We start from the raw sequence: 10,422 nt of genomic DNA on the forward strand, positions 1-10,422 counted from the left end.
AAGAGCGCACCACCCGCACCGGAGATCTCATGAGCGCTCAGCCCGACGGCCCGCTAATCCCCGTGCCGGAGCTGACGCCCGACGCGCTGCGGGCGGCGGTCGCGCACATCGCCCCAAGTCGGATGCGCGCACTTTATTCCCCTCGAAAAGCGTGGCATGAAATAACAGGGCCACGCCACCGTGCGATACCGGCGGCGTGGCCCTTATACGGCTTGAACCGTTTTCCGACTGCTAGTCGGCCACCCCCAGATCCCTCAGTTCCTGATACCCGGCCAGCGCCTCGGTGAAATAGCTGGAGCGGCGTGGAGTTACAGCCACGATCGAGTCGAACGGAGTTACTTCGAACCGATCGACAGCGATCTTCGCAAACGTCGAAAGGGATCCAAGGTCAACCCTCGAGAGTCTATCCCGATGCAACAGAAACTGGGTCTCCGGGTTCCGTCGCACGAGATGGCCTGGGACGTAGTACAAGTCGACCTCCTCGAATTCTGCCTCCGAGATGTCGAGGGCCCAGTCCACATCAGGGTCGGCGTCCGAGTAGAACGCCTCAATGCCCGCCGCAAAGGCCGCTTGCATCTCGTCCAGGAGCGAATAATTGGGCGGCGTCGTCATGACAGGACCGATACACCCCCGCAGGGTCACGCGCCGGAACATACAGCCGTTCAGGTGCATGACCGACGGTGTAGCAAACCCGTCTACCACCACGTCTTCGAAGCGGACACCATCCGCGAAAGACCGCTTGGCGGTGACACGCTCCGCCATCACATTCCGCGCCACCAGACCCAAGCCAGGATCATCGAACTGTGCCAGGTCACACCCGTTGAACTCGCATCGAACCAACTCGTAGTCCGAAATTACGCGACCACTTCCGATGGACTTGATTTTCTGGAATTTCTGTTTTTCGAATCTCACTTCATACGCCAATCAGTCGTCCTTCGAAACTGCGCGTCGCGGTCGGGGGGCGAGCGCCTTCGGTGGTACGCGAGGTGCTCTGCAAGGAGAATCCCCCGGCCTTCAGCAGGGTGGCGACGGTGTCATGGCCGACCTGGTGCCCCTGGCGGGTCAGCTCGGCCGCCAAGTGCCGGGTGGACTTGACCGTCCAGCGCAGCGGGGACTCCGGATCACCACGCTGATCAGGCTCGATAAGTGACAGCAAGGCAGGGACCAGACGTCGTGATCAAAGAAGACGCGGGTGCACCCGCCGCTGCCCTCGGACACTCCCCCATCGGCGTCACCGCCGGCGTCTACGTCCACGTCCGACTCCGCCACCAACGCCAAGCCATCGACACCTGGGCCACGCCCTCCGGGTCACGACGACGCCCCCGAGGACCCGCCCGCCACACCCGTCGTCCGCTGATGTTGCCGTCACCGTTGCCGTCAAACGCCTCAGTGGCCCCCGTCGAGAATCCCACGGGGGCCACTGGGCGGCACACGGAACTTATCTCCCTGCATCAGCCGCTCACTGCCCGGACCGTAGACACACGTCGCCTCGTCCGTCGGCTCGCAACCCGCCTCTCCGCGCCCGAACACGCAGCCAGCCGCAGATCCGAAACTGACCCTATGTTCAGCGCGTTCAGGCACAGGTCCGATTCGACGTGCGTCAGCTGACCGGCCCTGTCACCGTCTTACGAGAGTGACGGCGCAGGTCATTGGGTAGACTCTCGCGGCGCGGTGTCGAGTTCGGCCCAGACTGTCAGGCCGTTACCCGTCTGCCGGGTTCCCCACCGAACGGAAAGCGCCTCGGTAATCAGCAGTCCGCGTCCGTGTTCCTGCTCCGGTCCCGGCGGTCGGGTCGGTGCACAGGCCAGCGGGGTGTTGATATCGCCCTCGTCGGTCACACTGATGGTGACCCTCTCGGCAATGAGGGCACAGGTGACCGTGATGGTGCGGCTGTCGCTGTGCTCCAGGGCGTTGGCGACCAGTTCGCCGGCGATCGTTTCCAGGTCGTCCGCCGTGCTGGGAGGCAGGCCCCATGATCGTGCGGTCTCGCGCACGTAGCGCCGGGCGGTACGTGCGGAGGTGAGGTCGCGGCCGGGGAAGGTCAGCGATCCGAACCCGTGGGGCTGGGCCGAGCTGTGAGCGAGGACATCGTGGATGGCCCCCGCGGGTGACGGTACTGCGGGAGGTCCGTCACCGAAAGCGCTGGGCTTTCCGGGTCCGCTGAGTCGGGCGCCCCGGGACCTGGCAATGAGCAGCACGTCGGTGAGCGCATCAGCCAGTTGCGCTGCCAGTTGACCGAATTCACCCGCATTCGACTCTCGTGCCGGGAGCACATCTCGTGTACGGCCCACAAGCCGGTCCGCGAGCCCGAGTTGCAAGGCCTCGATCCGGTCGGCGATCTGGGAGGCGGTGCCGACGCCGTCGGTGAGGAGGAGGCACGGCTGGCCGTGGGCGCCGGTCCAGGGCAGGAGCCGTACACGGGTGTCCTCACCGTTCATGACGCCGCTCCCAGGCAGGCGTGGATGTCGCGGGTGTCCAGGTCAACGCCGTACGTGGCACACCACAGGATGTCTCGGTGCAGCCGCTGCAGCCGGGCCTTCTCCTCACGCTCGTACGCGGTGAGATAGGGGCGGACCAGGGCGGAGACGGGGATTCCCACGGCGATGAAAAAGTACTGGAGCATGGGGGGCAGGGTCTTCCGCGCTTTCGGATCGACGTGCGAACGGATGACGTACGCGATCATCCCGGACGATCGATCGCAGGAAGCGCACAAATCCGCGACGGTTGCATACGAAGGCTTGGGCAGCGCGCGGCCATGACCTGGCTATACGAACGGGGCGCCCCCGCCTCACGGCGGGAGCGCCCTGTCATGACCACCTGGCTTGGCTACTCAGATGGTGATTCGGAGGAGCTTACAACCCAGCTGAGCGGAGTGACGCCGTCTTCGGGGTCGTAGACATTCCCGTAATACCACTCGGCACTGGTATTCTCCTCGGCTGCGTGATTCAGGATGCTCTCCAGCTCTCCGAAGCCGCTGGCCACCGGGACCGTCAGGACCGTCAGGTTCCGGGCCCGCCCATCCATACGTCCGCCCAGCGGGCGAATCGCCTCGGCCACGGAGTCGCCCACGGAGTGGTCACCGTAAAAGTGAACACAGATGTTCCCTCCCCTTGAGAGGACATCGAATTCACCGGATTCCGGGTTGACTCGCAGAACATCCCCTGCGGCCACTCCGAGCACCAGTCCTGGTGAAGCGACAACCCTGTACTCGTTCTCCGTGTCCAACTCGTCGACGAGCACATCTTCGAGCAGCGGCTCACCTGACTTCCTTTTGGCGGCGAACAGGGAAACTACACGCCGTGACATGCCGTCGACTCCTAGTCTTTTCTTCGATAGGGTGCGCCGCAACTACCTCGTTCAGCACACGATCTGCCGGGTTTCACCCCGCCGCGGTTGTTTGCGCTGAGATTGCATGCCGCTCCTTCGAGACACACATTTTCGGGCGCAAGATTGCCGCCCTTGGACGTCGGTACGTTCTTGTGCCCGAGATGCAGGTTGTCCGGGTTGTCCGTCTCCATGCCGCATCTCCAACACTGGAAGGACTCGCCGTCCGGTACGGAGTCGATCAACTGCTGACGCACCGCCGCCTGACCGACTCTGGTACCGCCGCCCGGCAAGCTGGCCGCTCGCTGAGCCGCACTCGACGTCTCACCGTCGCCCAGAACGAACAACGGCAGCTGGCAGGAGCCATCCGGACCAGGCCTCGCGTTGTGTACCAGAACAGCCGACGGCCCTGCGACGACATAGTACGTGTGCAGGTCCTCGATGCTCAGGTCGTAGGTGACGCGCTGCGCCGTGTACGACTTGACCTCGACGATCCGGGTCGGGGCACCGTCACCGTTCTGGAGCTCATGGCCCGCCTTCAGATCGCCGGCCTGGGTCCAGGCGTTGCGACTGGCCTCATAGAACTGGTGGTGCTTGGTGGTCTGGATCGTCTTGGGACCGGCCTTGGTATCGACGATCACGTCGACGTAGTTGCGGTCGGTCTTGGTGACGATCACCTGCTTGACCCGGTGGCTCTCCTTCTTCTTCTTGCCGGGCTCGGCAGTCAGGACGTAGTCCCCGGCCTTGACCTCGGAGATCGGCTTGACCATGCCGTTGGCCATCAGCACACCGGTCAGGCCGGTGAAGCTGTGCGGGGTGGTGCTGCAGGTTTTGGCCTTCTGCCCGTATTTGCTGACCGCGCCCCGAACTCACCACCGGTGACGGCACCGACCGTCGCGGCCTTGGCCGCCCCGCTCGCGCTGCACCCCTGCTCGCGGCGACCCACCGCACCGGAAGCCGCACCGCCGAGGGCGGACGCATCCGCCTTGACCAGAAGTGCCTATCCCCCAGGTACAGAGTGTTCTCCGCCGCCCTGAGAGCCATCAGCCGCTCACTACCTGGACCGTAGAACGCACGTCGCCTCGTCCGTCGGCTCCCACACCTGCCTCTCCGCGCCCGAACACGCAGCCAGTGGCAGATCCGAACCTGACCCTGTGTCCAGCGCGTCACTCTCATAAGACGGTGACGGCTGCCGGTCAGCTGACGCAGGTCGGGTCGTGGGCAGGCTCTCGCGGCTCGGTGTCGAGTTCGGCCCAGACTGTCAGGCCGTTACCCGTCTGCCGGGTTCCCCACCGAACGGAAAGCGCCTCGGTAATCAGCAGTCCGCGTCCGTGTTCCTGCTCCGGTCCCGGCGGTCGGGTCGGTGCACAGGCCAGCGGGGTGTTGATATCGCCCTCGTCGGTCACACTGATGGTGACCCTCTCGGCAATGAGGGCACAGGTGACCGTGATGGTGCGGCTGTCGCTGTGCTCCAGGGCGTTGGCGACCAGTTCGCCGGCGATCGTCTCCAGGTCGTCCGCCGTGCTGGGAGGCAGGCCCCATGATCGTGCGGTCTCGCGCACGTAGCGCCGGGCGGTACGTGCGGAGGTGAGGTCGCGGCCGGGGAAGGTCAGCGATCCGAACCCGTGGGGCTGGGCCGAGCTGTGAGCGAGGACATCGTGGATGGCCCCCGCGGGTGACGGTACTGCGGGAGGTCCGTCACCGAAAGCGCTGGGCTTTCCGGGTCCGCTGAGTCGGGCGCCCCGGGACCTGGCAATGAGCAGCACGTCGGTGAGCGCATCAGCCAGTTGCGCTGCCAGTTGACCGAATTCACCCGCATTCGACTCTCGTGCCGGGAGCACATCTCGTGTACGGCCCACAAGCCGGTCCGCCAATCCAAGTTGCATGTCCTCGATCCGATCGGCGAGCCGGGACGCGGCACCCCCCTCACCGTCCGTGAGGAGGAGGCAGGGCTGGCCGTGGATGCCGGTCCAGGGCAGAAGCCGTACCCGGTCCGCCTCACCCTTCATGCCGTTCACGAGGCCGCTCCCGTGCAGGCGTGGACGTCGTGGACGCCGAGATCGACGCCGTACGTCGCGCACCAGAGGATGTCCGGGCGCAGGCGCTGGAGGCATGCCTTCTCCGCACGCTCGTATGCAGTGAGGTAGGGGCGGACCAGAGGTGTTGAGGCGCCGTCGATGGGCCCGCACCGGGGACGGACAGCAAGGACAGGGCGGCACAGCTCCGGACCGACAGTCACACGCTGAGAAGTCTGCCGCTGGCGGAGCGGCAGGGGAAAACGTTCAGCGCGGTATCGGCCGGTCGGCACGGAGAACAGTTGCTTCCAGCCCGTGAGTTGATTGATCGGTCGTCGCATTCGGGCTCCCTTGGCGAGACAGCTTGCCGGTACAGATGGGCGCGCTCGCGAACCGGCCAACACAGTTGGTAGCCAGCCCAGCACGCGCCGCGCTCATTGAGTACGATGCCATTGAATTTCAATGGTCGATACTCGATTGGCTCAAGTCTCCCCCGAGTGGGTGAACTTCATGGCACGGGCCACGAGCACTGCAGCGCTGCATACGCTCTGCATGCCGCTCCGCAGGCAACAGACCAGTGACGACAACGGCCGAGTGGGAGACAAGACGGTGACCGAACGAGGATCAGCGGGACCTGCCGGCCGCATGCGGATCGCCCGCGGGCTCAAGGCACTCCGCGCCCGGGCCGGCCTCACGCAGGCCGAAGTGGCCAAGCGCGCAGGGGTTTCCGTCGGAACCGTAAACCGGTACGAGACATGGCAGGACCGCGCCAAACTCAAGATCCCCACCGTGAGGGCGATCGCCGACATCTGCGGCGCGACGCCCGAGGAACTGGACACGCTGATCCAGCTCGTTCGCAATCAGGAGAACGGCTGGTGGATGGACCACCCCGCCGTGCCCGAAGTCATGGACCCGCTGATGTCCTTCGAGGATGTCGCCGAATACGAGCACGTCTTCGCGAACGCTCTTGTACCAGGCCTGCTTCAGACCCCGCGTTACGCGCTCGCCCTGCACGAGGCACAAGACGTCCGCACCGAAGCCGATGTCATCGCAAGCAAAGTGGACGCTCGCATCAAACGCCAGGCGATTCTGGACCGCTCCCCTGCACTGCACCTGTGGGTCGTGCTCGACGACGCGGTCCTCAGGAGGCGTGTCGGGGGCTCCGACGTGATGGCCGAACAGATCGACCATGTGCACACCATGGCGCAGCGCCCCAACGTTGACATCCAGGTCCTCCAGTTCGCTGCCGGCGCGCACGCTGCCGGCTCGGGCGGCCACTTCCTGATCCTCGGCCGCGACGACGAAGGCGACCCACTCGGCAGCATGAACGTGGTCTATCTGGAACTCCACAAGCGGGGGCTCTACCTCGATGCCCCCGCCGATGTGCAGAGCTACAAGCTCATGTTTGACTACCTGCGATCGCAGGCGGCCGACACGTCGGTCAGCCTCGAAATGCTGGTCGCAGCCCGACAGGAGCTCACCCGATGAACGAGACACCAGTCAAGACACCAGCCATAGCCCGGCGCACGTCAGCGGAGTGGTTCAAGAGCAGCTACAGCGCAGCAGACAACGAGTGCGTGGAGGTAGCCCATGCCCTGCCTTTGGTGGGGATACGCGACTCCAAACTCTCCGGCCAAAGCGGAGTCATCGTGAGCGCCGACGCGTTTGTCGGGTTCATCGAAGGTCTGAAGAGCAGCTCGGAAATCCGGGGCAACTGAGCCCTTCGGACACGAGCAGTTTGCGATGGCACAGACGCAGGAAGCCGAAGACAACACCCAGCCAGAGGCCTGGCGAGCAAGCAGAAGCTGCTGGCCGTACTGTGTTTTGTTCGGGTGATCCGGTGCGTGGGGCACCTCTGAAGGTTATGTCCCGTCGGGTGGTGTAGCGACCTGGACTGGCGAACTCCGGATGGCCAGCACGAGGCCGACGACCGGGATCAAGGGGGAATTGGCAGATCTGTTCCACCCCCGCGAAGGAAAACCCCAAGTCATGTAGCCGTGCCGGTGGAACAGATCTGCCAATCACTGGGTGAGCGTCCGGACCCCAGCGCAGATCGCGTCGTGATCCGGGGCGGCGGCTGGCCGCCCCGACCCCGGTAGTCCGGATGGCTACACCACGTGGAGGGGCGCGGCCCAGTAGTGTCCCGCTGCGCAGTACGCGACGAGCTTTCGGCCGCCCTACAGCAAAGAGCCCCGACAGGGGTCGGGGCTCTTCACATTACGCCGCCAATCGGCTCCTACTGATCAACCGGTCACGAGATATCTGCCGTACCCAGCACGGATCCGCGACGCGGGTCCAGCAAGTTGACATCTCTCGTCTCGAACCTGTCCTCCAGGGGTTCCTGCCCCCGTCGACGGACATAGGCCGCTTCATTGGCGTAAACAGGAACAAGCCACAGAATCGAGATCTCTTGGCCTGCATCCTGGAAACTGCCGAATTCCGGGGGGGTACGCGTAAAACTGAGAGACAAGCACGTGGTCCGCTTCGCTCCCTTGCATCCACGGCCACCCGATACTCAGCAGAGTACCCACGTTTGCGTTACGCCCCGCAGCCTGCCAGTCCGCGACCATGGTCACCGTTTCGACATGGCGGGGGAAAGCGATTGGGGACAGCAACGCAAACTCGTGGCATCCCTCACCGACTACTGAGGCTCCCATCGAAACGTACACCCAGGGCTCGGACGCGTCAGTAGGCTGAATGCAACGGACGCGAAACCCAGGAATCATCTTCTCGATGGCTCCCGCCTCCCAGCGTGCGTCCGAGTGGATGCCACTCGGCCACATGCTCCGGAGGTGTCCGTCGAGCGCCGCCTGACGGCCATCGATCACGGAATCCATAGTCGCCTTTCCCAATCCGAAGGGTCACAAGGCGACCCCGCCCGTGGGTATGGGCGGGGTCGCCTGGCCAAGCGACTCTCACACCGATTCGGACTTATTCTGTCCGACCTGTGAGGACTACCACAAGCTGCTCCGACTCATCCGGATCATCACCGTAGATCTCAATCCGATTGATCCTCTCCTCTACGGGCAACTGGAGATTCACAGCACCGTTCGGATCGTAGACGGACAGCGTGGGCCGCGACAGCTCGATCGTTCCGGAATAAAGCAGATCGAGTCTCTCCGGAACATGCGGGCCGACAACACAGGTCACGGCGACTGGTCCGCTCACCGCTTGCTGCACCGACACATAGATCGAGTCCGGCCCCGCGTGAATCGGTTCGACGCTCGGATCCCAATCACTGTGGGCGTCAACACTGTCCGGTGAAGAGATCACGAGAAGGCCGTGAGCGAACCTCGCGATCGCAGCACCGTAGAGGCTATTCCATCCCGACGTCGGATTTATAAACTGGAAAGCCATCATACCGCTCCCTCAAAATTCCGTTCACTATCCCACCTTGTTTCCTTGAGCAGGCTTTGCAGTGAGGATAGAGCGTCCATGGCCCCTTCGGACTCAGCTGGCCGCCGGTCCAGTGCCCGTCTTTATTGCCGGACTTCTTTGCTCCGTATGCCGCACACCCATTCTTGTTGCCGAAGGTCACCAAGAGTGTCGGCTCCCGCGCGGCCGCCCTGGCGATGGTGTTCAAGCTCGTCGAGTCCGCCCAGGGTCGGGTCCACACCCGTCATCGGGTTCTGGTTGGCGTAGGCGTACTGGGTGGCGTTCGCCGACGCCGGCGACGGGTCGTTGCTCACCTTGTTCTGGCTGCTGAACCAGGTCGGCCCCGACGGTAAGCAGGTCGGCCGGACGCGGCAGCAGACGTCATTGCCCGCCCGGACCCGGAACGCCTCGCGGAGCCACTCGGCTGGCCTCCCCGCACTTGTCCCCGCTGCCGCACCGGACACGGCCCGCGCGCCCGGTAGCGGCGCCACGAGACGCTCCTTCGGATCCGAATTTTCAAGAGAGCCGCGAAACGCGACAGGAATCGACGGATTCTCCTACCTGCGCGTTTTGCTACATTCCTGCAATTCGGAAAGGCTTCATGTCGCTCCATTCCCAGAACAGCTTTCCCGCTGCGCGCTGTTCGCTCATCAGCGCCACCAGAGGACTCGGATCCCTGTCTCCCGGAATGTTGACGGCCACATGGCGGTCACCGCTCCACTCCCGGACGAAGCCCTCGCGCTGAGCCAGTGAGTTCACTCGATCTGCGAGGGCGGTCACCTCCACGTCAGTAAGACCCGGCACAGTCAAGGCACGCAATGTCCGGTGACCGCCGGAAGAGACAACCTCCGTCAGCATGTCGTCCTCGTCGATCCGTACGACGTCGAACAATGAAAGTCCGTAGATGCGGAACGGAATGCATTGCATCACGAAAAGACCATCATCGCGATGGCCGAGCCAGATCTGCTCCAACTGATCCGGGAAGCCGAAAGGCGCGAGGTCCACCATGGCGATACGCTGCCGATCGGACAGGATCGCAGGGATATCGTGAATGATATAGGTCCTGGTCATAAAATCACTCCTGAGACTCTCAGTCAGCATAAGCGGGCCCCAGCGTCCCGCGCTCTTCGGCTTGTACGGGCGTGTGCATGAAAATGCCATGCTGTGCGCCCGTGCTGCCGTCAAACACCTCAGAGGCCCCCGTCGAGAATCCGACGGGGGCCTCTGGCGGCGCGCGGAACTTATCTCCCTACACGAAGCCCCTCATGCGTCAGGAAATCGAGGAAACTGGCAGCCTCAAATTGAACTTGCCCATCCTCGTGATCCCAGAAATTAATCTGATCACCACAGCGACCATCAATTACTGAGAACCCCCACCAGTCTCCTGTGCCAACCGGGGCGACGGCGACAAAGTTGGCAGCATCGAATTCCCGAAGATTTACCTTCAGCAAATCGTCTTCCTGATCGCCAGAACCAACAACCGGTAGCAGGTCGAGGAAGAGGAACATTCCGCCGCCATGCCGCTTCATGAACTCCTTGTACTCACCGGGAAGCTGCGCATGGAGAGCAACTTCAGCTCGCAGGAGCTCATCTTCGGAGGCCGTGCGGCACTCAAAGACCTCAAAGCCTTCTGGACCGCTCAGGCCAGCACGTTTTGCACGCGCCGCAGCCAAGTGGGCCTCAAACTCTTCGAACTCCACGATCCCAC

At 63.7% G+C, this 10,422-nt stretch carries 13 protein-coding genes and 1 pseudogene; 2 read left to right on the top strand and 12 right to left on the bottom strand.

All coding sequences use genetic code 11. The features are described from left to right. Positions 1-231: 231 nt before the first annotated feature. The 8 genes and pseudogenes from Q4V64_RS20795 to Q4V64_RS20830 all read right to left on the bottom strand — a co-directional run bounded on the left by Q4V64_RS20795 (position 232) and on the right by Q4V64_RS20830 (position 5,563). Positions 232-924, bottom strand: coding sequence for a hypothetical protein (locus tag Q4V64_RS20795; RefSeq protein WP_124441627.1), 693 nt, complete (start codon positions 922-924; stop codon positions 232-234). A gap of 11 nt (positions 925-935) precedes the next feature. After that, positions 936-1,168, bottom strand: a pseudogene (locus Q4V64_RS20800) (ISAzo13 family transposase); the annotation flags it as partial. 478 nt (positions 1,169-1,646) lie between these two features. Beyond that, entirely contained in the window at positions 1,647-2,438 is a 792-nt protein-coding gene (locus Q4V64_RS20805) for an ATP-binding protein (protein WP_303710959.1), read from the bottom strand. Continuing rightward, the gene (locus Q4V64_RS20810; protein WP_124445795.1) at positions 2,435-2,623 is read right to left on the bottom strand and encodes a hypothetical protein; all 189 of its coding nucleotides are present in this window, start codon (positions 2,621-2,623) and stop codon (positions 2,435-2,437) included. The genes Q4V64_RS20805 and Q4V64_RS20810 overlap by 4 nt, the downstream gene beginning before the upstream one ends. A 203-nt stretch (positions 2,624-2,826) precedes the next feature. After that, positions 2,827-3,306 carry a DUF4265 domain-containing protein gene (locus Q4V64_RS20815; RefSeq protein WP_124445796.1) on the bottom strand — a complete coding sequence of 160 codons (480 nt, stop codon included), beginning with the start codon at positions 3,304-3,306 and terminating at the stop codon, positions 2,827-2,829. Positions 3,307-3,317: 11 nt separating this feature from the next. Then, positions 3,318-4,106, bottom strand: coding sequence for a Hint domain-containing protein (locus Q4V64_RS20820; protein ID WP_124445797.1), 789 nt, complete (start codon positions 4,104-4,106; stop codon positions 3,318-3,320). Positions 4,107-4,520: 414 nt separating this feature from the next. Next, complete coding sequence (locus Q4V64_RS20825) at positions 4,521-5,438, bottom strand: ATP-binding protein (RefSeq protein WP_348540804.1); 918 nt, start codon at positions 5,436-5,438, stop codon at positions 4,521-4,523. After that, positions 5,339-5,563: a hypothetical protein gene (locus Q4V64_RS20830; protein WP_124441625.1), complete on the bottom strand. Its 225-nt coding sequence runs from the start codon at positions 5,561-5,563 to the stop codon at positions 5,339-5,341. Before Q4V64_RS20830 ends, Q4V64_RS20825 begins: the two co-directional genes overlap by 100 nt. Before the next feature lie 421 nt (positions 5,564-5,984). On the opposite strand from Q4V64_RS20830, the gene Q4V64_RS20835 reads away from it, so the two are divergent. Both Q4V64_RS20835 and Q4V64_RS20840 read left to right on the top strand, forming a co-directional pair. Continuing rightward, positions 5,985-6,827: a helix-turn-helix transcriptional regulator gene (locus tag Q4V64_RS20835; RefSeq protein WP_253267103.1), complete on the top strand. Its 843-nt coding sequence runs from the start codon at positions 5,985-5,987 to the stop codon at positions 6,825-6,827. Beyond that, entirely contained in the window at positions 6,824-7,057 is a 234-nt protein-coding gene (locus tag Q4V64_RS20840) for a DUF397 domain-containing protein (protein ID WP_124441624.1), read from the top strand. The genes Q4V64_RS20835 and Q4V64_RS20840 overlap by 4 nt, the downstream gene beginning before the upstream one ends. A gap of 1,213 nt (positions 7,058-8,270) precedes the next feature. Here Q4V64_RS20840 and Q4V64_RS20845 read toward each other — a convergent pair. The 4 genes from Q4V64_RS20845 to Q4V64_RS20860 form a co-directional block, all read right to left on the bottom strand. Next, complete coding sequence (locus tag Q4V64_RS20845) at positions 8,271-8,699, bottom strand: hypothetical protein (RefSeq protein WP_124441622.1); 429 nt, start codon at positions 8,697-8,699, stop codon at positions 8,271-8,273. A 119-nt stretch (positions 8,700-8,818) separates the two neighbouring features. After that, on the bottom strand, positions 8,819-9,028 hold the full coding sequence (locus Q4V64_RS20850; RefSeq protein WP_172629310.1) for a hypothetical protein: 210 nt from the start codon (positions 9,026-9,028) through the stop codon (positions 8,819-8,821). A 259-nt stretch (positions 9,029-9,287) separates the two neighbouring features. Next, on the bottom strand, positions 9,288-9,785 hold the full coding sequence (locus tag Q4V64_RS20855; protein WP_172629309.1) for a DUF4265 domain-containing protein: 498 nt from the start codon (positions 9,783-9,785) through the stop codon (positions 9,288-9,290). Between the two features lie 170 nt (positions 9,786-9,955). Further along, entirely contained in the window at positions 9,956-10,414 is a 459-nt protein-coding gene (locus Q4V64_RS20860; RefSeq protein ID WP_172629308.1) for an SMI1/KNR4 family protein, read from the bottom strand. Between the last annotated feature and the right edge of the window lie 8 nt (positions 10,415-10,422).

This window comes from Streptomyces sp. NL15-2K (assembly GCF_030551255.1).
Classification (GTDB): domain Bacteria; phylum Actinomycetota; class Actinomycetes; order Streptomycetales; family Streptomycetaceae; genus Streptomyces.

Excerpts from the sequence above, each read along its gene's own strand:
- Q4V64_RS20810 (WP_124445795.1), bottom strand. The coding sequence starts at position 2,623 with ATGCTCCAGTACTTTTTCATCGCCGTGGGAATCCCCGTCTCCGCCCTG.
- Q4V64_RS20820 (WP_124445797.1), bottom strand. The coding sequence starts at position 4,106 with ATGGCCAACGGCATGGTCAAGCCGATCTCCGAGGTCAAGGCCGGGGAC.
- Q4V64_RS20855 (WP_172629309.1), bottom strand. The coding sequence starts at position 9,785 with ATGACCAGGACCTATATCATTCACGATATCCCTGCGATCCTGTCCGAT.
- Q4V64_RS20815 (WP_124445796.1), bottom strand. The coding sequence starts at position 3,306 with ATGTCACGGCGTGTAGTTTCCCTGTTCGCCGCCAAAAGGAAGTCAGGT.
- Q4V64_RS20825 (WP_348540804.1), bottom strand. The coding sequence starts at position 5,438 with ATGCCTCCAGCGCCTGCGCCCGGACATCCTCTGGTGCGCGACGTACGG.
- Q4V64_RS20835 (WP_253267103.1), top strand. The coding sequence starts at position 5,985 with ATGCGGATCGCCCGCGGGCTCAAGGCACTCCGCGCCCGGGCCGGCCTC.
- Q4V64_RS20845 (WP_124441622.1), bottom strand. The coding sequence starts at position 8,699 with ATGATGGCTTTCCAGTTTATAAATCCGACGTCGGGATGGAATAGCCTC.
- Q4V64_RS20805 (WP_303710959.1), bottom strand. The coding sequence starts at position 2,438 with ATGAACGGTGAGGACACCCGTGTACGGCTCCTGCCCTGGACCGGCGCC.
- Q4V64_RS20840 (WP_124441624.1), top strand. The coding sequence starts at position 6,824 with ATGAACGAGACACCAGTCAAGACACCAGCCATAGCCCGGCGCACGTCA.